The following is a 23,372-nucleotide window of genomic DNA, read 5'->3' on the forward strand; positions in this document are numbered from 1 at the left end:
GTCCTCGGGGTCACTGGTTCGCGGGCTTGAGCGGCAGCAGCGCGCTGATCCGGAAGCCGCCGCCGGGGCGCGGTCCCGCGTCCAGCGTGCCGCCCACCATCCCGACCCGCTCCCGCATCCCGATCATGCCGTGCCCGGCGCCGTCCGCCCCGCCGTCCTCGTACAGCTCGTGGGAGGCACCGCGGCCGTCGTCCTCGACCAGCAGTCCCAGACCGTCGTCGAAGTAGACCAGCCGCACACTGGCACCGGCGTCCGGGCCGCCGTGCTTACGGGTGTTGGTGAGGGCCTCCTGCACGATGCGGTACGCGGTCAGCTCGACCCCGCTCGGCAGCGGACGGGGGGTGCCCTCGATCCTGAAGTCCACCACCAGGCCCGTCTCCCTGACCTTGCCGACGAGCTCCTCGATCTGCTCGACGTCGGGCTGGGGGACGTACTCCCCGCTCTCCGGGGCGTCGCCGGTGCGCAGCACGCCGAGCAGCCTGCGCATCTCCGCGAGCGCCTGCCGGCCGGTGCCGGAGATGGTCTCCAGCGCCTGCCGGGCCTGGTCGGGGGAGGTCTCCATGACGTACGCGGCGCCGTCCGCCTGCACCACCATCACCGAGACGTTGTGCGCGACCACGTCGTGCAGTTCCCGGGCGATACGGGCGCGCTCGGCGGCCACCGCCACCTTGGACTGCGCCTCGCGTTCGCGCTCCAGCCGGGCCGCCCGCTCCTCCAGCTGGCTGAAGTAGGCCCGCCGGGTGCGCAACGAGTCGCCGAGCACCCAGGCCAGGACGAACGGCACGGTCAGCACCACCACCACGAAGACCGTCTGCGCCCAGCCGTCCGTCTCCGTCGTCTGGGGCCAGCGCAGCCGCGAGAGCGCCGCCGCGCCGAGACAGCAGGCCAGGGCGAGCCGGGACGCCCACCGCTCGCCGACGGAGGCCACGGTGTAGGTGATCACCAGCAGGGCGAAGTCGGCCACGTCCGGCCGTACCCCGAGGAGCAGTTGGGCCAGGCCCGTGCCGATCGCGAGCAGCAGCATCTTCTCGGGCGCGCGTCGGCGCAGCGCCACCACCACGCACAGGGCGACGGCGAGCGGCACGGCGGCGACCCGCTCCCGGCCGCTCCCCACCTGGTTCCCCACGATGGACATGCCGGAGAGCCCGAGGAGCGCGACAGCCCAGAAGGTGTCGACGCCCGTCGGGTGTCTGCGGATGAAATCGTAGAGGCGCTGCACGTCACCCAGCGTAGGGACACCGGATCGGTACCCGGGTCAGCCGGAGGGCCGATCCAGGTCCTGGGACCGTACTCCCCAAGGTGGAGACTTGCCTACATGACGGATGAGTGGTGCGGCTGGCGGGAAGCGACTCGGACCGCTTTGTACGGGGACGAGGGGTTCTACCGGCGCCCGGAAGGGCCCGCGGGACACTTCCGCACCTCCGTCCACGCCTCCGGGCTCTTCGCCTCGGCGGTCGCCCGGCTGCTGGTCCGCACGGCCCGGGAGCTGGGGAGCGGCACGGTCGATCTGGTGGACGTCGGTGCCGGCCGGGGCGAGCTGCTGACCGGGGTCCTGGCCGCGCTGCCCGCCGAGGACCCCTCGCTGGCCGTACGGGCGTACGCCGTGGAGCTGGCCCCGCGCCCGCCGGGCCTCGACCCGGCCGTCACCTGGTGCTCCGGCGTCCCCTCGGGGGTACGGGGTCTGCTGTTCGCCAACGAGTGGCTGGACAACGTCCCCGCCGAGGTGGCCGAGGCCGACGCGGACGGGGTGGTGCGCCGGGTCCTGGTCCGCCGGTCCGACGGGGCGGAACGGCTGGGCGGTCCGGTGACGGGCGAGGACGCCCGGTGGCTGGAGCGCTGGTGGCCGCTGACCCGGCCGGGCGAGCGCGCGGAGATCGGCCGCCCGCGCGACGAGGCATGGGCCGGGGCGGTCGGTTCGCTGGCCGGCGGGCTCGCGGTGGCCGTGGACTACGCGCACGCGCGCCCGGCCCGCCCGCCGTTCGGGACCCTGACCGGGTTCCGGGCCGGGCGGGAGGTGCGGCCCGTGCCGGACGGCGGCTGCGACCTGACGGCGCACGTGGCGCTCGACGCGTGCGCGGCCGCCACGGCGCACATCGGCTCCGGGGCCGAGCTGGTGGACCAGCGCACGGCGCTGCGGGAGCTGGGCGTCAGCGGCGAACGGCCGCCGCTCGCACGGGCGTCCACCGACCCGGCCGGCTACGTCCGGGCGCTGGCCTCGGCCGGCGAGGCCGCCGAACTGACCGCCCGTGGCGGCCTGGGTGACTTCGGCTGGCTGCGACAGTGGGTGGCCCCGGGAGACCGCACCTGAACCGGGACGGCGCGGGAGGGATACTGTCGGGCATGACGGAGACGACGGTCGGCATCGGCGGCGCGGCAGAGAGCACCGACATGGTGCTCAACATCGGTCCGCAGCACCCCTCCACGCACGGGGTGCTCCGGCTGCGGCTCGTACTCGACGGGGAGCGCGTCCAGCAGGCCGAGCCGGTCATCGGGTACATGCACCGCGGCGCCGAGAAGCTCTTCGAGGCCCGCGACTACCGGCAGATCATCATGCTCGCCAACCGCCACGACTGGCTGTCGGCGTTCTCCAACGAACTCGGTGTCGTGATGGCCGTCGAGCGGATGCTCGGCATGGAGGTCCCGGAGCGCGCCGTCTGGACGCGGACCCTGCTGGCGGAGCTGAACCGGGTGCTGAACCACCTGATGTTCCTCGGCTCCTATCCGCTCGAACTCGGCGGCATCACCCCGATGTTCCACGCCTTCCGGGAGCGCGAGGAGCTCCAGGCCGTGATGGAGGAGGTCTCCGGCGGCCGGATGCACTACATGTTCAACCGGGTCGGCGGCCTCAAGGAGGACCTGCCCGCCGGCTGGCTCGGCCGGGCCCGGGACGCCGTCGCGTCGGTCCGTTCCCGGATGGACGTGTACGACCGGCTGGTCCTCGGCAACGAGATCTTCCGGGGCCGCACCCGGGACGTCGGCGTGCTGTCCGCGGAGGCCGTGCACGGCTACGGGGTGTCGGGCCCGATCGCCCGCGCGTCCGGGGTGGACTTCGACCTGCGCCGCGACGAGCCGTATCTGGCGTACGGGGAGCTGCGGGACACCCTGAAGGTCGTCACCCGGACCGAGGGGGACTGCCTGGCGCGCTTCGAGTGCCTGCTGGAGCAGACGCACAACGCGCTGGACCTGGCCGACGCCTGTCTGGACCGGATGGCGGACCTGGCCCCGGGGCCGATCAACCAGCGGCTGCCCAAGGTCCTGAAGGCACCGGAGGGCCACACCTACGCGTGGACCGAGAACCCGCTCGGCATCAACGGCTACTACCTGGTCTCCACCGGCGAGAAGACGCCGTACCGGCTGAAGCTGCGGTCCGCGTCGTACAACAACATCCAGGCGCTCACCGAGCTTCTGCCGGGCACGCTGGTGGCCGACATGGTGGCGATCCTGGGCTCGCTCTTCTTCGTCGTCGGGGACATCGACAAGTAGCGGGCCCCCGGGGCGCCGGGCACCGGACGGTCCCGGCGCTCCGGCGGTCCCCGGGCGGGCTACGAGGAGACGGCGCTGCGCAGCGGGACGATGTCCAGCTGCTCGGTCTCGTCGTGGGCGGTGAGGTCGATGACCTCCCCGACGGCGCGGTCCTGGGCCGTGCCCGTACGGTGCGCGGCCAGCGCCTCCTCACCCACCACGTCCGCGAGGTCCTCGTCCTGCACGGACCCGGCCGGGGCGGCGCCCTCCCGCTGCGTACCGAAGAAGTCGAAGCTTCCCCTCGGGGCGAGGTGGCGGCGCGCGGCGTACGGGACGACCGCCGAGGCGGCGGCCCCCGCGCGGGGTGCCCGCACCGGGGCGGGCGAGGGCTGCGGGGCGGGGAGCGCGGCGGGCGTACGGCGGTGCTGCCGGTCTTCCGCCCCGGCGACCGCCGCGTGCTTCCCCTTCGGGCCCTCGCCCTCCGGGTCCCGCTCCGCGGCGCGCTCGGCCAGATCGCGCGACCGGGCCAGCTCCGCCGTGCGACGGGCCTCTTGGAGCGCCGCGTTGCGCGCCAGGTCCCGCAACGCCTGGGCGGCACGCAGATACGCGCCGGGGGTCGGCGTGGACCGCGCGGCGGGCAGCTCCCGGGGCGTGGAGGCCTCGATGGCGAGCTGCCTGCGGCCCTCCAGGGCACTGGCCCGCTCGGTCTCCGCGGTGGCGTACCGGCGGAGCAGGGCGGCGTGTTCACCGCGCAGCCCGGTGAGCTCCACCCGCTTGGCGCGCAGCTTCGCCTCCAGCCGGGTCCGCAGTTCGCGCGCTTCGTCGAGGTCGGCCTCCAGCTCGGCCATCCGCTCCTCGGCCCTCCACTCCTCCCCGGCGCGTTCCCGGTTCAGCTCCGCGACCCGCAGCCCCGCGGCCCGGTCCCAGCTGCGCATCAGGCAGGCGCCGGTGACGGCGGTGGCCGCCGCGGCGGCCACCAGCACGCGCAGAACCAGGGGTTCCGACACCGGCCAGGCCGCGGCGGCGCAGACGACCGACACTCCGGCCACCACGGAAGGCGGCAGGATTCTGTGAAGGGGTGGCGAATGGCGGTGGCGTCCTCGTGGCATGGCTCGAAATTTACCGTGCGCGCGCGCCACTTGGGAGGCCGCCCGCCAATCTGTTCCCCGCCGGTTACCTCCGGGCCTCCCCTTCGGTCCTCCGAAACGCCCTTTTACTTCTTGATCAGCCCCTTCGCCAGCAGATACTTCTCGGCCGCGTCGGCGGGCTTGGCGCGCTCCGCGTCGACCTCGCGGTTCAGTTCCGCGAGGTCCTCGGTGGTGAGCACATCGGTGAGCTTCCCGAGCGCGTCGGCTATCTCCGGGGCGCCCGCGTCCTTGGCGTTGAGCACCGGAAGGACGTTGTCGGCGTTCTGGAGCTTCTTGTCGTCCTCCAGGAACACCAGCCCGTCCAGCACCGCGTCCGTGGTGGTGGTCAGCACCAACTGGTCGGCGCCGTCCCGCACCGCCTGCTTGGACTGCGGAGTGCCCACGCCCTTGGGGTCGATCCCGGACACGTCGATGCCGTACGTCTTCTTCAGGCCAGGTGCGCAGAAGGGGCGGATCTCGCACTCGTCACCGGCCGCGATCTTCACCTTGATCTTGGAACGGCCGAGGTCGGAAAGGGTCTCCAGGCTGTTCTTCTCCGCGAATTCCTTGGAGACCGCGAAGGCGTTCTGGTCGACGGCTCCGCCTGCCGGGAGCACCTTCAGCCCGAGCGGGGCGGCCAGCTTCTCCAGAGCGGTGACGGTGGCCGCCGTGTCGGGGGAGGCGACCGGCTTCTTCTGGGCCTCGTCGGCCCCGTTGACCTTGGCGTTGAGGAATTCCGCCAGGGTCGCCGCGTATTCCGGGACGACGTCTATCTCGCCCTTCTCCAGGGAGGGTTCGTAGAGTTCACGGTTCTTCACCGTGGTGACCGAGGTGCTGTACCCGGCCTCGTCCAGGACGCGTGCGTACAGTTCGGCGAGCACCTTGGACTCGGTGAACGCGGCGGCGCCCACGACGAGCGAGCCCTTCTTCCCGCCCCCTCCCGAGGCGCCGTCCGAACCGCCCTTCTCCTTCTCCAGGCTGTCGCCGCCGCAGGCCGCGAGTGCCCCGGCCAGCGCGACCACCGAGACGAGCACTCCGGCTGTGCGCGAGGTCCTGCTCATGTTGTTCTCCGTCCGGGAAAGAAACGTGGTTGCGCGGTCCTGGAGGACCGCGTTCATGCGGTCGTGCGGCGGCGAACGGGGGACAGCAGCCGGTCCAGCGCCACCAGGACGCCTTCCACGACCAGGGCCAGCAGGGCGACCAGCACGGCACCGGCGAAGACCTGTGCCGTGTCGTAGGTGTTGAAGCCGGCGGTGATGATCCGGCCCAGGCCGCCGAGGCCGACCATGGCGGCGATCGACGCGGTGGCGACCACCTGGACGGCCGCGGACCGCAGCCCGGTCATGATCATCGGGTAGGCCAGCGGGAGTTCGACCCGTACGAAGAGCTGCCCGCCGGACATCCCCATGCCGCGCGCGGCCTCGATCACCGACCGGTCCACCTCCCGCATGCCGACGTAGGCGTTGGTCAGCAGCGGCGGCACCGCGAACAGCACCAGCGCGACGATCGTGGGCAGATAGCCGGAGTTGCGCAGGGGCGTCAGCATGAAGAGGGCCAGCACCGCGAAGACCGGGACCGCCCGCCCCACGTTCGAGAGGTTGACCGCGAGGGCTCCGCCCTTGCCGATGTGCCCCAGATACAGGGCGAGCGGCAGCGCGAGGGCACAGGCCACCGCGAGGGCGACCCCGCTGACGTACAGATGCTCACCGAGCCGGTGCGAGGCGCCGTTCTCCCCCGACCAGTTGGCCCCGGTGGTCAGCCAGGTCCAGGCCCCCTGAACGACTCCCATGGATCAGCCCGCCTCCGCCGCCGGGGCCGCGGGCCCCGGTATCCGGGTCCAGGGCGTGAGCATGCGCTGCACGCCGAGCAGCAACAGGTCCGCGGCGACCGCGAGCAGCACGCAGAGCACGGACGCGGTGAGCACCTGTGCCTTGAAGAAGCTGGGCAGCGCGTCCTCGATGAGATTGCCCAGTCCGCCCTTGCCGACGAGGGAGCCCACCGTGGTCAGCGCGACGGTCGAGACCGTGGCGATTCGCAGACCGGCCATCAACGCGGGAAGTGCGAGTGGGAGTTCCACTTCCCAGAGAAGTCGCGCGGGGCCGTAACCCATGCCTTTCGCGGCTTCCCTCGCCTCCCGTGGAACGGCTTCCAGGCCCGCGAGTATGTTCCGCACGAGAATGGTCAGCGAATACAGCACCAGACCGGTGACGACCAGCGCCGCGGAGAGCCCGAACAGCGGCAGCAACAGCGAGAACATCGCCAGTGACGGCACGGTGTAGAGCACGGTGGTCAGCCCCAGGACCGGTCCCGCGAAATGCCGGCCCCGGCGGGCCAGCAGGGCGAGCGGAAATGCCACCAGGAGCCCGATCAGCACCGATACCGCGGTGATCCAGATGTGCTGGACGGTGGCATCGGCCAACTCCTGGCTGCGGGAGCGCAGATACTCCCCGCAGATCCAGTCGTTCGCCACCAGGCAGTTCTGCTCGGCCATACGTCCCCCCACCTCCCGCGTCGCCCTCGTCTACCCGATCACCGGCGACCCTATCCCCGAGCACTGACAATCGCCGAAGCCGTCGTATTCCGGCAACATGTCCTTCACACCATCCGCGCCACAATGGGGAACCATGATCCGTTTCGAGCAGGTCACCAAACGCTACGCGGACGGAACCACCGCCGTCGACCGCCTTTCCTTCGAGGTCGCCGAGGGTGAACTGGTCACGCTCGTCGGGCCTTCCGGATGCGGGAAGACGACCACCATGAAGATGGTGAACCGGCTGATCGAACCGACCGAGGGCCGGATATTCCTCGACGGGGACGACATATCCGCCATCGACCCCGTGCGACTGCGCCGGCGTATCGGCTATGTGATCCAGCAGGTCGGCCTCTTTCCGCACAAGACGATCCTGGAGAACACCGCGACCGTTCCCCATCTGCTGGGCTGGAAGCGGGGAAAGGCACGTGAGCGCGCCGCCGAACTCCTCGACCTCGTCGGACTCGACCCCTCCGTCCACGGTGACCGCTATCCCGAGCAGCTCTCCGGCGGCCAGCGCCAACGGGTGGGCGTGGCCAGGGCGCTGGCCGCCGACCCGCCGGTCCTGCTGATGGACGAGCCCTTCGGCGCGGTCGATCCCGTCGTCCGCGAAAGGCTCCAGAACGAGTTCCTCAGGCTCCAGGCCCAGGTCCGCAAGACGGTGCTGTTCGTCACGCACGACATCGAGGAGGCGGTACGGCTCGGTGACCGCATCGCGGTGTACGGGCAGGGCCGTATCGAGCAGTTCGACTCGCCCGCCACCGTGCTGGGGGCGCCCGCGACGCCCTATGTCGCGGACTTCGTCGGCGCGGACCGGGGCCTGAAGCGGCTCTCGGTCACCCCCGTCGAGGAGAGCGACCTGGACCGGCCGCCGGTCGTCCACCTCGACGACCCGCTGGCGAAGGCGACCGAGCGGCTCCGGGCCGAGGGGGCCCGCTGGGCGGTGGTACTCGACGGCGACGACCAGTTGCACGGCTGGATCCCGGCCGAGGACGCCTCGTCGGCCCGGACCGGCGGCACGGTCCGGGAGCACGCCCGCAGGATGGAGGCGTGGCTCCCGCTGGGCTCCCCCCTCAAGCAGGCCTTCGCCACGATGCTCCAGCACGACGCCGGCTGGATCGCGGTCGTCGACCCGGAGAGCACCGGCCGCTTCCTCGGCGTCCTCACCCCCGCCCGCCTCCACGAGGCGCTGCGCCGCTCGATCGACGCGGACGCGCACGACGTCCCGCGCGCCGGGGTCGCGGTGGAGACGGTCGCCACGGTCGCCGGTCCCTGACCGGTCCGGCCTGGGCCGCGCCGGTCCGGCTGGGTCCTGATTCCGCCTGAGCCTGAGCCCGCGTCAGTCCGCCCTGGGACACCCCGGGGCCGCCTCGGTCCACCCCGGTCCACCCCGGTCCACCCCGGGGCCGCCTCACTCCGCCGAGAGCCTGCCGCTCATCCACTCCAGCGCGCCGGGGATCTCGCGGCGCCAGGTGTTGAAGTTGTGCCCGCCGCTGTCCAGCACGATCGAGGACACCCGGGCGGGCGCCTTCACCGGGTCGATGAACTGCCGGGTCGCGCGCAGGTTCCCCTCGCCCTTCAGGGAGGTCGTGACCAGGAAGGACGAGTCGGCCGGGGCCCGGTGGTCCAGGCTCCACAGCAGGTCGGCGCGGCGGCGGGCCGCGTCGTCGCCGTGGAAGAGGTCGCCGGTCGTGGGGTCCTCGGCGGCCTTGTAGTAGGCCGAGAGGCCGGCACTCGCGGCGAAGCGGTCCGGGTGGTGCAGGCCCAGCTTCAGCGCGCAGTAGCCGCCGGTGGAGTTGCCCATCACCCCCCAGTTGCGGGCCCGGTCACCGACCCGGTAGGTCCGGGAGACAGCCCGAGGCAGGTCCTCGGCGAAGAACGTCTCGGTCCGCGGGCCGCCCGGGACGTCCACGCACTCGGTGTCCCGGGGCGGCGCCACGGTCGGCCGCAGCATCACCAGGACCATCGGCTGCGACGCCCCCGCCCGCACCCGCTCCTGGGCGGTACGCGGGTAGCGCAGCCCCTTGATCAGGTTCTCCGCGGTCCCGGGGTACCCGGTGAGCACCACGACCGCCGGGAACGTCCGCCGGGCGTACTCCGGCTGGAAGTACTCCGGCGGCAGATAGACGTACGCGGGGCTGTCGATGCCCGAGGCCCGCCCGGCCACCACCACCTTGTCGATGCGCCCGACCGTGGCCGGCCGGCTGCCACCCGGGACGTCCGGCCGTTGCGCCCCGGTGCGCACCACACCCCCGGTCGCCCCGGTCCCCGCACCGTGGTCGACCACGGTGCCCAGCTCCTGCTGACGCCCCCACAGGTCGTCCCAGGAGCCGTAGAAGAGGAAGGAGTGGTTGGCGAGCAGACCGACCGAGACGAACACCAGCAGCTGGGTCGCCAGCAGCAGGCCGATCCGGCCGGCGACGGCGCCGGCGCTCCGGGCGGCCAGCCTCGGCCAGAGCCAGACGGTGACGGTGAACAGCGCGACGGCCAGGGAGACCGCGACGGCCAGAACCGCGTTACTGGTGAGACCCATGGTGCGAATGAGCTTTCTGTGCAGGAATTTCCGGGTAGCGGATGAACCCGCCCCGGAGATAACTCGTCCTAGAGGGCACACCGTCCGTAGGGCTTCGGCCGACGGACCCGAAAATCTCGCGCGAGGCCACAGGAAGCGATGTCTGTCACGGTAGATAGTGATAAATCAGGAATGGTTCCGCAGGAGAGCCGGCGCCGCAGGTTCCTCCGCGGCCCACGGCCCGAATCGGTGCCACTCCTGGTGGGCGGCGCGTGCGCGGCCGTCGGTCTGATCGACGTCGCCGCGGGCGTCTTCCCCGGCTTCCGGCACAGCCGGATGCACACCCTCGCCGAGGTGCTCCCCGGCGCGCTCGGCCCCTTCGCCGCGGCGCTGTCGCTCAGTTCGGGCGTCCTGCTCCTGCTGCTCGCCCACGGCATCAAGCGGCGCAAACGGCGGGCCTGGCGGTCCGCCGTCATCCTGCTGCCCGCGGGCGCCGTGGCGCAGTTCTCCTACCGCCATTCCGTCCTCGGGGTGGTGCTCTCCCTCGCGCTCTGCTTCCTGCTGGTCCGCCACCGGGCCGAGTTCGCGGCCCTTCCGGACCCGCGGAGCCGCTGGCGCGCCCTGGCCAACTTCTTCCTCCTCGGGGCCGGATCGCTCGCCCTGGGCCTCGTCATCGTCAGCGTCCACCCGGGGCGGGTGGTGGGTGACCCCTCCATAGCCGACCGGCTCCAGCACGTGCTGTACGGCCTGTTGGGCCTGGAGGGGCCCGTCGACTACACCGGGGCGACCTCGTGGACGGTGGCGTACTCCCTGGGCTCGCTCGGGCTGCTGACCGCCGTCACCACGATCTACTTCGCCTTCCGGCCCGAACACCCCGCCGCCCGGCTCGGCGAGGAGGACGAGGCACGGCTGCGGGCCCTGCTGGAGCGGCACGGCGGCCGGGACTCCCTGGGGTACTTCGCGCTCCGCCGCGACAAGAGCGTGGTCTTCTCGCCCAGCGGCAAGGCCGCCGTCTGCTACCGCGTGGTCTCCGGGGTGATGCTCGCCGGGGGCGACCCGGTCGGGGACGTGGAGGCCTGGCCGGGTGCCATCGAACGCTTCATGGACGAGGCGCGGGCCCACTCCTGGACCCCGGCGGTCATGGGGTGCAGCGAGACCGGCGGCGAGGTGTGGACCCGCGAGACGGGCCTGACCGCGCTGGAGATCGGCGACGAGGCGGTGGTGGACGTCGCGGATTTCTCCCTCGCCGGACGCGCGATGCGCAACGTACGCCAGATGGTCAAGCGCATCGAACGTAACGGCTACGAGACCCGCGTCCGGCGCGTCCGCGACATCGGCGCCACCGAACTGGAGCGCATCCGCAGGGCCACCGCCGACTGGCGGGGCACCGACACCGAGCGCGGCTTCTCCATGGCGCTCGGCCGGCTCGGTGACGAGGCCGACGGCGACTGCGTGATCGCCACCGCCCATCTGGCCGGGACCGGCGGCGACGACCCGTCCCCGTACGGTGACCTCAAGGCGGTGCTCCACTTCGTGCCGTGGGGCGAGGACGGTCTCTCGCTGGAGCTGATGCGGCGCGACCGGTCGGCCGACCCCGGGATGAACGAACTCCTGATCGTCGCCGCCCTCCAGGCCTCGCCCCGGCTCTCGGTCACCCGTGTCTCGCTCAACTTCGCGATGTTCCGCTCCGCCCTCGCCCGCGGTGAGCGGCTGGGGGCGGGCCCGGTGCTGCGCTGGTGGCGGGGACTGCTGATCTTCCTGTCGCGCTGGTTCCAGATCGAGTCGCTGTACAAGTTCAACGCGAAGTTCCGGCCGCGCTGGGAACCCCGCTTCGTGGTCTTCCGCAAAAGCGGCGAGCTGCCCCGGATCGGCCTCGCGGCCCTTCAGGCGGAGGGATTCGTGAACCTCGTCCCGCCCCGTCCGTTCCGCCCCCGCGCTCCCCGCCCCTGCGACCACCGCGGCGACCGGCCCTCGGACCGGAGCGTCCGCGCCGCCTGATCCCTCTAAGGGCTGTCCCGTAATCCCTGGTGGATCAGCGCGCGGCGTCAGATGCGGTAGATCGCAAGGCGGAGGGACGTCCGCATACTGGATGTATGCGGACGTCCCGACAACGCGGCGAGGTGCCGTAGCTGTCGTCGTGCGCCCGCCAGGGATGACGGGACAGCACTTAGGCTGACCCCATGAGTACGTTGCGAGGACGGGGCACGGTGCGGGGTCTGCCGGGATGGGACCGCTGTGCGGTCATGGGTGTCGTCAACGTGACGCCCGACTCCTTCTCGGACGGCGGCCACTGGTTCGACACCACGGCGGCGATCAAGCACGGCCTCGAACTCGTGGCCGAGGGCGCGGACCTGATCGACGTCGGCGGCGAGTCCACCCGCCCCGGCGCCAGCCGGGTGGACGCCTCGGAGGAGCTGCGCCGGGTCATCCCGGTCGTGCGGGGGCTGGCCTCCGAGGGCGTCACCCTCTCCGTGGACACCATGCGCGCCGAGATCGCCGAACAGGCGGTCGCCGCCGGGGCCACCCTGGTCAACGACGTGAGCGGCGGCCTCGCGGACCCGGACATGATCCCGGTCGTGGCCGCCGCCGGGGTGCCGTTCGTCGTGATGCACTGGCGCGGTTTCAGCGCGTCGATGAACAGCCGCGCGGTGTACGGGGACGTCGTCTCCGAGGTCCTCACGGAGCTGCGCTCACGCATGGACACGGTGATCGACGGCGGGGTGGCCCCGGAGAGCCTGGTGATCGACCCGGGGCTCGGCTTCGCAAAGAACGCCGCCCAGGACCTCACCCTCGTCGCCCACCTGGACCGGCTGCGCGAGCTGGGCCGGCCGCTGCTCGTCGCCGCCTCCCGGAAGCGGTTCCTCGGACACGTCCTGGCCGGCCCGGACGGCACCCCGCCGCCGGCCCGGGAGCGCGACGCTGCGACCGCCGCGGTCTCGGCCCTCTCCGCGAACGCCGGAGCCTGGGCGGTCCGGGTCCACGCGGTCCGCGCCACGGCGGACGCGGTGCGCGTCGCCCGCGCCGTCGAGGGAGCCGCGTGAACTCCCCGCGCGACGGGCACGAGGCGGCGGCCGCCGACGTCCGGGCCGTCGAGGAGGCCAACACCGCGTTCTACGAGGCGGTGGAGCGCGGCGACCTCGACGCACTCTCGGGGCTCTGGCTGCCGGGCGAGGACCTCACGGTCTCCTGTGTGCACCCCGGCTGGCCGGTCCTCTCGGGCCGCGGCGAGGTCCTGCGCAGCTACGCGCTGATCATGGCGAACACCGAGTACATCCAGTTCTTCCTGACCGACGTCCAGGTCGCCATGACCGGTGACACCGCCCTGGTGACCTGCACCGAGAACATCCTCAGCGGGGGCCCCGCGGAGGAGGGCGACGCGCTCGGTCCGCTCGTCGGCCAGCTCGTCGTCGCCTCCAACGTGTTCCGGCACACACCGGACGGCTGGAAGCTCTGGTCGCACCACGGCTCCCCCGTCCTGGCGGAGACCGGCGAGGAGGACGAGGAAACCCCCTCCTGAGCGCCTGATACGCGCTGGGGGGATTGGATTCCCCGATCACGGGTAAACGCCGTTCCTGGTCCCTGCCGCGCCGTTCCGCGTCCCCCCGCTCGTCGGCCCTGTCGGTGCCCGCAGGTAGATTCGAAAGACGGCACCCCACCGTCCGCACACGGGCGGGTGCCACCGGAGACGACAACAGCAGGAGTGATTCGCGTGGATCGTGTCGCGCTGCGCGGCCTCAAGGCCCGTGGACACCACGGTGTCTTCCCCAAGGAACGGGAAGAGGGCCAGACCTTCATCGTCGACCTGGTGCTCGGCCTCGACACCCGCCCCGCGGCGGCCGCCGACGACCTGACGAAGACCGTGCACTACGGCGTGGTCGCGGAAGAGGTCGTCGCCGTCGTCACAGGGGAACCGGTCGATCTGATCGAGACCCTCGCCGAACGCATCGCGCACCAGTGCCTCGCACACGAAGGGGTCGAGGAGGTCGAAGTCGTCGTCCACAAGCCGGACGCCCCCATCACCGTCCCCTTCGACGACGTGACCATCACCATCACCCGGAGCCGAGCATGACCGCTTTTTCCACCGAGGGGCAGAGCGACCCCACCGTCCAGCCGGTCCCGGCCTCCGTCGTCGAGCAGGTGGACGCCGCGGACGTCACCCTCTCCAACCCCAAACGCGCGGTGCTCGCCCTCGGCTCGAACCTGGGCAACCGGCTGGAGACCCTCCAGGGGGCCATCGACGCCCTGGAGGACACCCCCGGTCTGCGGGTCAAGGCCGTCTCCCCGGTGTACGAGACGGAGCCCTGGGGCGTGGACCCCGGCTCCCAGCCGTCCTACTTCAACGCGGTGATCGTGGTGAAGACGACCCTGCCCCCGTCCTCCCTGCTGGAGCGCGGCCAGGCCATCGAGGAGGCCTTCGAGCGGGTCCGCGAGGAGCGCTGGGGTCCCCGGACCCTGGACGTGGACATCGTGTCGTACGCCGACGTGGTCTCCGACGAGCCGTCACTGACCCTTCCCCACCCGCGCGCCCATGAGCGCGCCTTCGTCCTCGCCCCCTGGCACGACGTGGACCCCGAGGCCCAGCTGCCCGGTTCCGGTCCGGTCGCCGAGCTGCTCGCGGACGTCGGCAGACAGGGCGTGCTTCCCCGGGCCGACCTGGAACTCCGCCTCCCCGAGTAGTCGTTAGGCTCAAGGGCACACAGCTCAGGTACACGGGTACGACGGGTATCCGGGTACGACGACACGGGCGGCGTCCGGCACGGCACCGCCCCGCACCGGCACAGCGGCGAAGGGCGGCACTCTCGGTGAAGCAACTACGGCTCGGGCCGCTGGCCGGAATCCTCTTCGGAGCCGGTGTGCTGTCCTGGGCGGGGTCCCGCCTCTGGGACTCCCTGGGGTCCCTGCCGAGCGTGCCCCTCGCCGCGCCCGTCGTGCTCGCCGCGATCGCCGTCGTGCTGCTCGCCACGGCCCTGTCGATACGGTCGCGGCTGCGCGCCCAGCGGGAGCGCCGTCCGGGCGCCAAGGGCGTCGAGCCCCTCATGGCGGCGCGTGCCGTGGTCTTCGGGCAGGCGAGCGCGCTCGTCGCGTCGCTGGTCGCCGGGATGTACGGCGGCGTCTTCGTCTTCCTGCTCGGTTATCTGGACATTCCGCCCCGGCGCGACCAGGCGATCTACTCCGGGCTCGCGGTCGTCGCCGGCATCGCGGTGGTCGCCGCCGCGGTCTTCCTGGAGCGCGTCTGCCGGCTCCCCGACGACGGCGAGGACCACAAAAGCACCGCCGCGGCCTGACACGGGCCCGCACGGGACACGGGCGGTGACCGGGGGATCCCCCGGTCACCGCCCGTGCCTGTACGCCTCAGCGCGCCATGACGAGGCTCATCGCCTCCGCGCGGGTCGCCGGGTCGCGCAGCTGACCGCGTACGGCGGAGGTGAGCGTCTTCGCGCCGGGCTTGCGGATGCCCCGCATCGACATGCACATGTGCTCGCACTCGACGACCACGATGACCCCGCGCGGCTCCAGGATCGCCATCAGCGACTCGGCGATCTGCGTGGTCATCCGCTCCTGCACCTGGGGCCGCCGGGCGTACACGTCCACCAGCCGGGCCAGCTTGGACAGCCCGGTGATCTTGCCGCTGGTCGCCGGGATGTATCCGATGTGCGCGACGCCACGGAAGGGCACCAGGTGGTGCTCACACGTGCTGAACACCTCGATGTCCTTGACGAGGACCATCTCGTCGTGGCCGAGGTCGAACGTGGTCGTCAGGACGTCCTCGGGCTCCTGGTACAGGCCCGCGAATATCTCCTTGTACGCGCGCGCCACGCGGGCCGGCGTCTCCCGCAGCCCCTCGCGGTCCGGGTCCTCACCGACCGCGATGAGAAGCTCCCGTACGGCGGCCTCGGCCCGCTTCTCGTCGAATTCGCCGATCGAACCCTGCCCGTCGAGTGTCACGGGGTCGGTCATCTGTGCCTCGTTCCTCTGTGCTGTCGCATGCGCGGGCGCCCGACCGGACATCACGGAACACGGCGGGCATCGCACGCGGGCATACCGAAATGCCGCGCCCCCACAGGCTAGAACCTGGGGGGCGCGGCATCCATTCCGGGACCGGTGGAGCACCCGTGACAGGTACCACACCGAGCCGGTGATCAGCTCTCGGGACGGTCCTCGTCGTGCGGCTCCGCGGCCGGGCCGGTCTCCTTCGAGAGCATGTCCTTCGGGGCGTTCTCCGAAGCGGCCGAACCGTTGGCGGTGGTGGCGCCGTTGGTCAGGGCCAGCTCCTTCGGGGAGAGGACCGGAGGACGGGTCGAGGGAGTACGCCGGGACGAACCGGTCCACGCCGGACGGGCCGGACGCTTCACGATCGGGGCGAAGATCTCGGCGATCTCCTCCTTGCCCAGCGTCTCCTTCTCCAGGAGTTCGAGGACCAGCGCGTCGAGGATGTCGCGATTCTCCACGAGGATCTCCCACGCGTCGTTGTGCGCGGTCTCGATGAGCTTCTTGACCTCCTCGTCGACGAGCGCCGCGACCTCTTCCGAGTAGTCGCGCTGGTGGCCCACCTCCCGGCCCACGAAGGGCTCGGTGTTGTCACCGCCGAACTTGATCGCGCCGAGACGCTCGGTCATGCCGTACTGGGTGACCATCGCGCGGGCCGTGGTGGTGGCCTTCTCGATGTCGTTGGCGGCACCGGTCGTCGGGTCGTGGAAGACCAGCTCCTCGGCCGCGCGCCCGCCCAGCATGTACGCCAGCTGGTCGAGCATCTCGTTGCGCGTCGTGGAGTACTTGTCCTCCTCCGGGAGCACCATCGTGTAACCGAGGGCGCGGCCGCGGGAGAGAATCGTGATCTTGTGGACCGGGTCCGACTGGGGGGAAGCCGCCGCGACCAGGGCGTGTCCGCCCTCGTGGTACGCGGTGATCTTCTTCTCCTTCTCGGACATGATCCGGGTCCGCTTCTGCGGACCCGCCACGACGCGGTCGATGGCCTCGTCGAGCATCTTGTTGTCGATGAGCTTCTGGTTGCTGCGCGCCGTCAGGAGCGCCGCCTCGTTCAGCACGTTCGACAGGTCGGCACCGGTGAAACCGGGCGTACGGCGGGCGACCGCGTTGAGGTCCACGTCGGGCGCGACCGGCTTGCCCTTCTGGTGCACCTTGAGGATCTCCAGGCGGCCCAGCATGTCCGGGCGGTCCACGGCGATCTGCCGGTCGAAACGTCCGGGACGCAGCAGGGCCGGGTCCAGGATGTCGGGCCGGTTGGTGGCGGCGATCAGGATGACGCCGCCCTTCACGTCGAAGCCGTCCATCTCGACGAGCAGCTGGTTGAGCGTCTGCTCCCGCTCGTCGTGGCCGCCGCCCATACCGGCACCGCGGTGCCGGCCGACGGCGTCGATCTCGTCGACGAAGACGATCGCCGGGGCGTTCGCCTTGGCCTGCTCGAAGAGGTCGCGGACACGGGAGGCACCCACACCGACGAACATCTCGACGAAGTCGGAGCCGGAGATCGAGTAGAACGGCACACCCGCCTCGCCGGCGACGGCGCGGGCGAGCAGCGTCTTACCCGTACCGGGCGGACCGTAGAGCAGGACACCCTTGGGGATCTTGGCCCCCACGGCCTGGAACTTCGCCGGCTCCTGGAGGAACTCCTTGATCTCGTAGAGCTCCTCGACCGCCTCGTCCGACCCCGCCACGTCGGCGAAGGTCGTCTTCGGGGTGTCCTTGGTGATCAGCTTGGCCTTGGACTTGCCGAACTGCATGACCTTGGAGCCGCCACCCTGCATCTGATTCATCAGGAACAGGAAGACGACCACGATCAGGACGAAGGGCAGCAGCGACAGCAGGATCGAGACGAACGGCGACTGCTTCGACGGCGAGACGGTGTAACCCTTCTCGATGTCACCGCTCTCGAACTTCTGCTGGAGCGTGTTGGCGAGCTCGACGCCCTGGTTGCCGATGTAGCTCGCCTGGAACTTGCTGCCGTCCTCGCCCTTGAGCTTTTCCTTGTTCTTCAGCTCGATCTTGATGATCTGTTCGTCACCGGTGGTCAGCTTGGCCTGCTCCACCTGGTTCTTGCTGATCGCCTGGATCACCTTGCCGGTGTCCACCGTCTTGTAGCCGCCCGACGAGCCGACGACCTGCATCAACACGACCACGGCGAGGACGGCCAGCACGATCCACATGACCGGCCCACGGAAGTATCGCTTCACGTCCATCCATACGGAGCGAAGTCGCCCCGTCCCTCCTGCCCGTAGGTAAATGCTGCTGTGAGAAAAGTTTGTTCTTCGGACGGTACCCCAGCATTGTCACCCGCGACCGCAGGGGACGTCTGACAAACCCGCCTACGAAGGCTCCAACGGCGGGAGGACCACGAGGGTTCCCCGGCGTCCGGGCCGCTTCCCGCCGGACGGGTCACGCTCCGCCGGTGCGGGGTCAGCCGCCGTAGACGTGCGGGGCGAGCGTGCCGACGAAGGGGAGGTTGCGGTACTTCTCCGAATAGTCCAGGCCGTAGCCGACGACGAATTCGCTGGGAATGTCGAAACCCACCCACTTCACGTCGATCGCGACCTTCGCGGCGTCCGGCTTGCGCAGCAGGGTGCAGACCTCCAGGCTCGCGGGTTCGCGCGAGCCCAGGTTGGTCAGCAGCCAGGACAGCGTCAGGCCGGAGTCGATGATGTCCTCGACGATCAGGACGTGCTTGCCCTTGATGTCGGTGTCGAGGTCCTTCAGGATCCGGACGACGCCCGAGGACTGGGTGCCCGCGCCGTACGAGGAGACGGCCATCCAGTCCATCGTGACGGGGGTGGACAGGGCACGCGCCAGGTCCGCCATCACCATCACCGCGCCCTTGAGCACGCCGACGATGAGCAGGTCCTTGCCCGCGTACTCCGTGTCGATCTCCGCGGCCAGCTCGACGAGCTTCGCGTCGATCTCTTCCTTGGTGATGAGCACCGACTGAAGGTCGGTACCCATGTCCTTCTCGTTCACCCGCGTCTCTTTCTGTGCCTGCCGGACCCGGGAGCCCCGGGCCGGACCGGCCGTCTCGCCCGCGCCTCGGCCGCTTGCGCCTCAGCTCTGCCGGATGACCAGTCTGCCACCCTGCCGCAGCACCTCGACGCGTCCGGGCAGGTTGATGGCCCCCTGACCCCGCCAGCCGGTGATGAGCCGGTCGACTTCCTCGATGTGCCGGGCGAAGAGCGAACCGGCGGGCGCTCCCGTGTCGATCACGGCCCGGCGCAGCACCCGGCGGCGCACCGCGGGCGGCAGGACGGCGAGTTTGGCGCACTCCAGCCGTCCGTCGTCGTCGCGGACCGACCGGGCGGCGTCGGCGGCCCAGGTGTCCAGGGCGTCCGCGTCGTCGCGGGAGAGCTGCGCCGTGCGCGCGAGGGCTTCCACGACGCCCTTGCCCAGGGCCTTCTCCAGGGCGGGCAGGCCCTCGTGGCGCAGCCGGGACCGGGTGTAGGCGGGGTCGATGTTGTGGGGGTCGTCCCAGACGGGGAGCGACTGGACCAGGCAGGCCTTGCGGGCGGTCTGCCGGTCCAGCTGGAGGAAGGGGCGGCGGTAGCGGCCGGCCGGTCCGGAGGCGGCGGCCATCCCGGACAGCGAGCGGATGCCGGAGCCGCGGGCGAGGCCGAGCAGGACGGTCTCGGCCTGGTCGTCGCGGGTGTGACCGAGGAGGACGGCGGCCGCGCCGTGGCGTTCGGCGGCGGCGTCCAGGGCGGCGTAACGGGCGTCACGGGCGGCGGCCTCGGGCCCGCCGTCGCGGCCGACGTGGACGGCGACGGCCTCCACCGGGTCGAGCCGCATCTCGGTGAGGCGGGCGACGACCTCGGCGGCGCGCAGACCGGAACCGGGCTGGAGGTTGTGGTCGACGGTGATCCCGCCCGCCCGGACGGGCAGCTTGCGCGACTCGAAGGCGAGGGCGGAGGCGAGCGCCATCGAATCGGCGCCGCCGGAGCACGCGACGAGGACCAGGGGGGTGTCGGGGCGTTCGGGGAGCGCGCCGCCGCGCCCGCCCGCACCGGCCCCGGCTTCGGCGAGCTCGGCGTGGCCGGCCTGGTCGATGTGGCGTTGGTGGTCGGTGACGACGTCGTGGAGTACGCGGCGGACCGCCAGGCGTATCGCCGCGACCGCAGGATGGGGACCCATGTCCGGTGCCCTTCGGTGAAGTTTTGGGGGGCGCTACGGAGTGCCGGGACGCGACGTCCCGTCACTCAGAGTGCGTCGATGGTGACAGAGCCAAGCTGTCCACCGAGCATTGCACGCCTTCCCATGCCCCTATGGTCCCTCGGATGGGTGATTGGAGGGGCAATCTTCTGCCACCGGGCGGGCCTTGATCACGAATCCGCCTTGCGGTGCACCCGTGCCACCCAGTCCCCGGGCGCGGCGATCTCGGCCTTGGTGGGCAGGGTGTTGGGCGAGGTCCACACCCGGTTGAAGCCGTCCATCCCGACCTCCTGGACCACGGCCCGCACGAACTTCTCGCCGTCGCGGTACTGCCGGAGCTTGGCGTCCAGGCCGAGGAGCTTGCGCAGCGCGAGGTCCAGCCGGCTCGCGCCGCGGGCCCTGCGCTCCTGGAACTTCTCCCGGATCTCGGTGACGGAGCCCACCACCTCGGGCCCCACCCCGTCCATCACGAAGTCGGCGTGCCCCTCCAGCAGCGACATCACGGCGGTGAGGCGGCCCAGGACCTCGCGCTGGGCGGGTGTCTGGACGATCTCGACGAGGCTGCGGCCGCCCTCCTCGCCGGTCTCCCCCTCGGGCCGGCTGCCGCCCGCGAACGTCTGGGCGGCCTCCCGGAGGCGTTCCAGGACGGTCATCGGATCGACGTCGGTCTCGTCGAGGAACGTCTGGATCTCGCCCCGCAGGTGGTCCCGGAGCCAGGGGACCCCGGTGAACTGGGTGCGGTGGGTCTCCTCGTGGAGCGCGACCCAGAGCCTGAAGTCGTGCGGGTCCACGTCCAGTTCGCGCTCGACGTGGACGATGTTGGGGGCGACCAGGAGCAGCCGGCCGCCACCGTTCGCGGAGGCGGGGAGCTCCCGGCCGGCCGGGGCGAAGGTCTCGTACTGCCCGAGGATCCGGGAGGAGAGGAACGACAGCAGCATGCCGAGTTCGACGCCGGTCACCTTGCCGCCGACGGCACCGAGGACCGCTCCGCCGGGGCCGTTGCCACGACGGTCCCGCATCTTGTCCAGCAGGGGGCCCAGCAGCGCGCGGAAGCCGGCGACGTTGGCTCTGATCCAGCCCGCCCGGTCGACGACCAGGACCGGCGTGTCCTCGGGTTCGTGCCCCTCCGGGATCATCCTGGTATACGAACGGACGTGCTCCTCCGAGGCCTTGGCGTGCCGCCGGAGTTCGGCGACGACGGCACGGGCCTCCTCACGGCTGATCTCGGGACCCGGCCGTACGAACCGGGTCGCGGTCGCGACCGCGAGATTCCAGTCGACCATCTCGGCACCACCGATGCGCGTCATGCGTCAACGGTACGTGAGGCGGTCGCCCCGTGGTGGGGTGTCGGCCGTCTACCGGCCGCCCCGGGTCAGGGCCGTGGCCAAGGCGTCCAGGGAGGCCTCCGCCTCCCCGGGGGACGTGGTGCCCGAGGTGAGGAACGCGAAGGCGAGCAGCCTGCCCTGGGGATCGACCGCCGTACCCGCCAGGGTGTTCACCCCGGTGAGGGTGCCCGTCTTGGCCCGGACGAGCCCGGTGCCCCGGGACGTCGCGGCGTAACGCTCACCGAGCGTGCCGCTGAAGCCCGCGACCGGCAGGCCGGTGAGGACCGGGCGCAGTTCGGGGTGGTCCGGGTGGGCGGCCAGCGTGAGCAGGGAGGTGAGCAGTTGGGCGGTCACCTTGTCCTGGCGGTTCAGCCCGCTCCCGTCCACCAGCGCGGCTCCCGCCACCGGTACGCCGAGCGCCTTCAGCCGGGCGGTCACCGCGCGCCGCGCCCCGGCGAACGAGGCGGGCTCGCCCGCCTTCAGGGCGGTCTGCCGTACCAGCGCCTCGGCGATGTCGTTGTCGCTGTTCGTCAGGGCCCGTTCGACGAGTGCGGAGAGCGGCTCGGAGAGGTGCCTGGCGACCGTCCTGGCCCCTTTACCGGCCCGTCCGGACGTGGCATCGGACCGGACGGACACCCCCGCCTTCCCGAGCTGCTCCGCGAACGCGCGGGCGGCCTCCCGGGCGGGGTCGGCGGTCCGGGGGGCGGGGCCGTGGTCGCTGCCGTCCAGCCGGCCCTCGTCGACCATGAGCGCGCTGACGGGCGCGATGTTCTCGTTGGGGCTGATCGGGTGCAGGGCGGGCCCGGAGTACCTGGACGTGTCGTACGTCAGCCGGACCTTCCCGGGGACGCTGTCGCCCAGGGCGCGCGCCGTGCCGGCGGCCAGCGCGCGCAGGGCCGCCCCGTCCAGCGTGGGGTCGCCCCCGCCGACCAGGGTGAGGGTACGGGCGTCCTTCGACACCTGGACGGTGGTCGGGATGCGGTGGTCCGGCCCCAGCGCGGAGAGCGCGGCGACGGCGCCGGCGATCTTCACCGTGGAGGCGGGCGTCATCGGTGTCGTCGCGCCGTGGGCGTAGACCTGGGTGCCGGTGGCGGTGTCCACGACGGACGCCGCGCTCACGTCACCGAGCCCCGGAGCCCCCAGCAGAGGGGTGAGCACGGCGTCCAGGGTGCCCGCGGCGACCGGGGCGGTACGGCCGGACCGCTCGCCCAGCGCGGTCAGTACGGCGGGGGCGCTCGGCGCGGGCCGGGGGCCGGCCGGGTCGGGCACGTGACGTACGCCACCTGTGCGCTCCTCCGCGACCACCCGGTCGTGCTCGGCCTTACGCTGACCGGTGTCCCAGGGCCCGGCGGCCAGGACGGCGACGGCGGCGACCACCAGGCCCAGTACCGCGGAGCCTGCGACGAACCGCCGGTCGTCCGACCCGTTCCCCGGCACCGGAGACATCCGGTCTTTCCACACGCGCCATCTGGTCACCGGTCCGTCCGTCGGTCTCTCCACCGGCTCGGCCACCGTTGACCAGCCCCTTTCGCGAGCACTCGTCTGCGTGAGGGACACTTAACCACCAGTCGTATGTCTTGATCATGGAGGAGCCACCCGTGGAGTTCGACGTCACCATCGAGATTCCGAAGGGTTCGCGGAACAAGTACGAGGTGGACCACGAGACCGGTCGGATCCGTCTGGACCGTCGGCTCTTCACCTCGACCAGCTACCCGGCCGACTACGGCTTCGTCGAGAACACCCTCGGCGAGGACGGCGACCCGCTGGACGCGCTCGTCATCCTGGACGAGCCGACGTTCCCCGGATGCCTCATCAAGTGCCGTGCCATCGGCATGTTCCGGATGACCGACGAGGCCGGCGGCGACGACAAGCTGCTGTGCGTCCCGGCGTCCGACCCCCGGGTCGACCACCTGCAGGACATCCAGCACGTGTCGGAGTTCGACCGCATGGAGATCCAGCACTTCTTCGAGGTCTACAAGGACCTGGAGCCCGGCAAGTCCGTCGAGGGCGCGGACTGGGTCGGCCGCGCCGAGGCCGAGGCCGAGATCGAGGCCTCCTACAAGCGTCTGGAGACGCAGGGCAAGCACTGACGCGTCCCCTCCGGTTCCGCTTCCGAGCGGGACCGGGCGGCTCGCGGGGATCGGGCCGACCGGCCCGGCCGACCGTGGAAACAGCGGGCGGCGCACCGTTCACCGGTGCGCCGCCCGCTGCGCGTGGTGGCCCTTGTCCGTGGCCATACTGGGCAGAAGCGTTCCGGAACACGGTCG

General features: G+C 71.6%; 22 protein-coding genes. 10 read left to right on the forward strand and 12 right to left on the reverse strand.

What is annotated here, in order from left to right; all coding sequences use genetic code 11:
* Positions 1-10: 10 nt before the first annotated feature.
* Positions 11-1,219 carry a sensor histidine kinase gene (locus tag B9S64_RS14330; protein ID WP_103490494.1) on the reverse strand — a complete coding sequence of 403 codons (1,209 nt, stop codon included), beginning with the start codon at positions 1,217-1,219 and terminating at the stop codon, positions 11-13.
* A gap of 96 nt (positions 1,220-1,315) precedes the next feature.
* Between B9S64_RS14330 and B9S64_RS14335 the strand changes: the two genes are divergently transcribed.
* Positions 1,316-2,308, forward strand: coding sequence for an SAM-dependent methyltransferase (locus B9S64_RS14335; RefSeq protein ID WP_109492055.1), 993 nt, complete (start codon positions 1,316-1,318; stop codon positions 2,306-2,308).
* A 32-nt stretch (positions 2,309-2,340) separates the two neighbouring features.
* A complete protein-coding gene (locus B9S64_RS14340; RefSeq protein ID WP_103489533.1) occupies positions 2,341-3,483 on the forward strand; it encodes an NADH-quinone oxidoreductase subunit D in 1,143 nt (380 codons plus the stop codon).
* 59 nt (positions 3,484-3,542) lie between these two features.
* On the opposite strand, the gene B9S64_RS14345 is transcribed toward B9S64_RS14340, so the two are convergent.
* From B9S64_RS14345 to B9S64_RS14360, 4 genes are all read right to left on the reverse strand, one after another.
* A complete protein-coding gene (locus tag B9S64_RS14345; protein WP_103505269.1) occupies positions 3,543-4,571 on the reverse strand; it encodes a hypothetical protein in 1,029 nt (342 codons plus the stop codon).
* A gap of 104 nt (positions 4,572-4,675) precedes the next feature.
* Entirely contained in the window at positions 4,676-5,650 is a 975-nt protein-coding gene (locus B9S64_RS14350; RefSeq protein WP_103490498.1) for an ABC transporter substrate-binding protein, read from the reverse strand.
* A 53-nt stretch (positions 5,651-5,703) separates the two neighbouring features.
* A complete protein-coding gene (locus tag B9S64_RS14355; RefSeq protein ID WP_103490499.1) occupies positions 5,704-6,378 on the reverse strand; it encodes an ABC transporter permease in 675 nt (224 codons plus the stop codon).
* Between the two features lie 3 nt (positions 6,379-6,381).
* Positions 6,382-7,080 (reverse strand): ABC transporter permease, encoded by a 699-nt coding sequence (locus B9S64_RS14360; RefSeq protein WP_103490500.1) that lies wholly within the window; start codon positions 7,078-7,080, stop codon positions 6,382-6,384.
* Positions 7,081-7,213: 133 nt separating this feature from the next.
* Here B9S64_RS14360 and B9S64_RS14365 point away from each other — a divergent pair, with 133 nt between their 5' ends.
* Positions 7,214-8,395, forward strand: coding sequence for a betaine/proline/choline family ABC transporter ATP-binding protein (locus tag B9S64_RS14365; RefSeq protein ID WP_103490501.1), 1,182 nt, complete (start codon positions 7,214-7,216; stop codon positions 8,393-8,395).
* Between the two features lie 135 nt (positions 8,396-8,530).
* Here the strand turns inward: B9S64_RS14365 and B9S64_RS14370 are convergent, their stop codons facing one another.
* A complete protein-coding gene (locus B9S64_RS14370) occupies positions 8,531-9,652 on the reverse strand; it encodes an esterase family protein (protein WP_103490502.1) in 1,122 nt (373 codons plus the stop codon).
* Positions 9,653-9,823: 171 nt separating this feature from the next.
* On the opposite strand from B9S64_RS14370, the gene B9S64_RS14375 reads away from it, so the two are divergent.
* The 6 genes from B9S64_RS14375 to B9S64_RS14400 all read left to right on the forward strand — a co-directional run bounded on the left by B9S64_RS14375 (position 9,824) and on the right by B9S64_RS14400 (position 14,916).
* Entirely contained in the window at positions 9,824-11,629 is a 1,806-nt protein-coding gene (locus tag B9S64_RS14375) for a phosphatidylglycerol lysyltransferase domain-containing protein (protein WP_103490503.1), read from the forward strand.
* 245 nt (positions 11,630-11,874) lie between these two features.
* Positions 11,875-12,672 (forward strand): dihydropteroate synthase, encoded by a 798-nt coding sequence (folP, locus tag B9S64_RS14380; RefSeq protein ID WP_181012230.1) that lies wholly within the window; start codon positions 11,875-11,877, stop codon positions 12,670-12,672.
* Positions 12,669-13,148 carry a nuclear transport factor 2 family protein gene (locus B9S64_RS14385; protein ID WP_103490505.1) on the forward strand — a complete coding sequence of 160 codons (480 nt, stop codon included), beginning with the start codon at positions 12,669-12,671 and terminating at the stop codon, positions 13,146-13,148. Before folP ends, B9S64_RS14385 begins: the two co-directional genes overlap by 4 nt.
* Positions 13,149-13,340: 192 nt before the next feature.
* Positions 13,341-13,700 carry a dihydroneopterin aldolase gene (gene folB, locus B9S64_RS14390; protein WP_103490506.1) on the forward strand — a complete coding sequence of 120 codons (360 nt, stop codon included), beginning with the start codon at positions 13,341-13,343 and terminating at the stop codon, positions 13,698-13,700.
* Positions 13,697-14,308, forward strand: a complete 612-nt coding sequence (folK, locus tag B9S64_RS14395) for a 2-amino-4-hydroxy-6-hydroxymethyldihydropteridine diphosphokinase (protein WP_103490507.1) — start codon at positions 13,697-13,699, stop codon at positions 14,306-14,308. The genes folB and folK overlap by 4 nt, the downstream gene beginning before the upstream one ends.
* 125 nt (positions 14,309-14,433) lie before the next feature.
* Positions 14,434-14,916 (forward strand): DUF3180 domain-containing protein, encoded by a 483-nt coding sequence (locus B9S64_RS14400; protein WP_103490508.1) that lies wholly within the window; start codon positions 14,434-14,436, stop codon positions 14,914-14,916.
* Positions 14,917-14,983: 67 nt separating this feature from the next.
* Here the strand turns inward: B9S64_RS14400 and folE are convergent, their stop codons facing one another.
* The 6 genes from folE to dacB all read right to left on the reverse strand — a co-directional run bounded on the left by folE (position 14,984) and on the right by dacB (position 22,617).
* Positions 14,984-15,589: a GTP cyclohydrolase I FolE gene (gene folE / locus B9S64_RS14405; RefSeq protein WP_103490509.1), complete on the reverse strand. Its 606-nt coding sequence runs from the start codon at positions 15,587-15,589 to the stop codon at positions 14,984-14,986.
* Between the two features lie 182 nt (positions 15,590-15,771).
* Positions 15,772-17,829 carry an ATP-dependent zinc metalloprotease FtsH gene (gene ftsH, locus B9S64_RS14410; RefSeq protein WP_103490510.1) on the reverse strand — a complete coding sequence of 686 codons (2,058 nt, stop codon included), beginning with the start codon at positions 17,827-17,829 and terminating at the stop codon, positions 15,772-15,774.
* Between the two features lie 217 nt (positions 17,830-18,046).
* On the reverse strand, positions 18,047-18,586 hold the full coding sequence (gene hpt, locus B9S64_RS14415) for a hypoxanthine phosphoribosyltransferase (protein WP_030629466.1): 540 nt from the start codon (positions 18,584-18,586) through the stop codon (positions 18,047-18,049).
* A gap of 96 nt (positions 18,587-18,682) precedes the next feature.
* Positions 18,683-19,762 carry a tRNA lysidine(34) synthetase TilS gene (gene tilS, locus B9S64_RS14420; RefSeq protein WP_103490511.1) on the reverse strand — a complete coding sequence of 360 codons (1,080 nt, stop codon included), beginning with the start codon at positions 19,760-19,762 and terminating at the stop codon, positions 18,683-18,685.
* Positions 19,763-19,950: 188 nt separating this feature from the next.
* The gene (locus tag B9S64_RS14425) at positions 19,951-21,087 is read right to left on the reverse strand and encodes a zinc-dependent metalloprotease (RefSeq protein WP_103490512.1); all 1,137 of its coding nucleotides are present in this window, start codon (positions 21,085-21,087) and stop codon (positions 19,951-19,953) included.
* A 48-nt stretch (positions 21,088-21,135) separates the two neighbouring features.
* Complete coding sequence (gene dacB / locus B9S64_RS14430) at positions 21,136-22,617, reverse strand: D-alanyl-D-alanine carboxypeptidase/D-alanyl-D-alanine-endopeptidase (protein ID WP_103490513.1); 1,482 nt, start codon at positions 22,615-22,617, stop codon at positions 21,136-21,138.
* 86 nt (positions 22,618-22,703) lie between these two features.
* Here dacB and B9S64_RS14435 point away from each other — a divergent pair, with 86 nt between their 5' ends.
* On the forward strand, positions 22,704-23,195 hold the full coding sequence (locus tag B9S64_RS14435) for an inorganic diphosphatase (protein ID WP_028442133.1): 492 nt from the start codon (positions 22,704-22,706) through the stop codon (positions 23,193-23,195).
* Positions 23,196-23,372 lie beyond the last annotated feature (177 nt).

The sequence above is a fragment of the Streptomyces sp. SM18 genome (genome assembly GCF_002910775.2).
GTDB lineage: Bacteria > Actinomycetota > Actinomycetes > Streptomycetales > Streptomycetaceae > Streptomyces > Streptomyces halstedii.

Bases quoted from the DNA above. Each gene is read 5' to 3' on its own strand.
- B9S64_RS14335 (WP_109492055.1), top strand. From the start codon at position 1,316: ATGACGGATGAGTGGTGCGGCTGGCGGGAAGCGACTCGGACCGCTTTG.
- B9S64_RS14340 (WP_103489533.1), top strand. From the start codon at position 2,341: ATGACGGAGACGACGGTCGGCATCGGCGGCGCGGCAGAGAGCACCGAC.
- B9S64_RS14345 (WP_103505269.1), bottom strand. From the start codon at position 4,571: ATGCCACGAGGACGCCACCGCCATTCGCCACCCCTTCACAGAATCCTG.
- B9S64_RS14350 (WP_103490498.1), bottom strand. From the start codon at position 5,650: ATGAGCAGGACCTCGCGCACAGCCGGAGTGCTCGTCTCGGTGGTCGCG.
- B9S64_RS14355 (WP_103490499.1), bottom strand. From the start codon at position 6,378: ATGGGAGTCGTTCAGGGGGCCTGGACCTGGCTGACCACCGGGGCCAAC.
- B9S64_RS14360 (WP_103490500.1), bottom strand. From the start codon at position 7,080: ATGGCCGAGCAGAACTGCCTGGTGGCGAACGACTGGATCTGCGGGGAG.
- B9S64_RS14365 (WP_103490501.1), top strand. From the start codon at position 7,214: ATGATCCGTTTCGAGCAGGTCACCAAACGCTACGCGGACGGAACCACC.
- B9S64_RS14370 (WP_103490502.1), bottom strand. From the start codon at position 9,652: ATGGGTCTCACCAGTAACGCGGTTCTGGCCGTCGCGGTCTCCCTGGCC.
- B9S64_RS14375 (WP_103490503.1), top strand. From the start codon at position 9,824: ATGGTTCCGCAGGAGAGCCGGCGCCGCAGGTTCCTCCGCGGCCCACGG.
- folP (WP_181012230.1), top strand. From the start codon at position 11,875: ATGGGTGTCGTCAACGTGACGCCCGACTCCTTCTCGGACGGCGGCCAC.
- folK (WP_103490507.1), top strand. From the start codon at position 13,697: ATGACCGCTTTTTCCACCGAGGGGCAGAGCGACCCCACCGTCCAGCCG.
- folE (WP_103490509.1), bottom strand. From the start codon at position 15,589: ATGACCGACCCCGTGACACTCGACGGGCAGGGTTCGATCGGCGAATTC.
- ftsH (WP_103490510.1), bottom strand. From the start codon at position 17,829: ATGGACGTGAAGCGATACTTCCGTGGGCCGGTCATGTGGATCGTGCTG.
- hpt (WP_030629466.1), bottom strand. From the start codon at position 18,586: ATGGGTACCGACCTTCAGTCGGTGCTCATCACCAAGGAAGAGATCGAC.
- tilS (WP_103490511.1), bottom strand. From the start codon at position 19,762: ATGGGTCCCCATCCTGCGGTCGCGGCGATACGCCTGGCGGTCCGCCGC.
- B9S64_RS14425 (WP_103490512.1), bottom strand. From the start codon at position 21,087: ATGACGCGCATCGGTGGTGCCGAGATGGTCGACTGGAATCTCGCGGTC.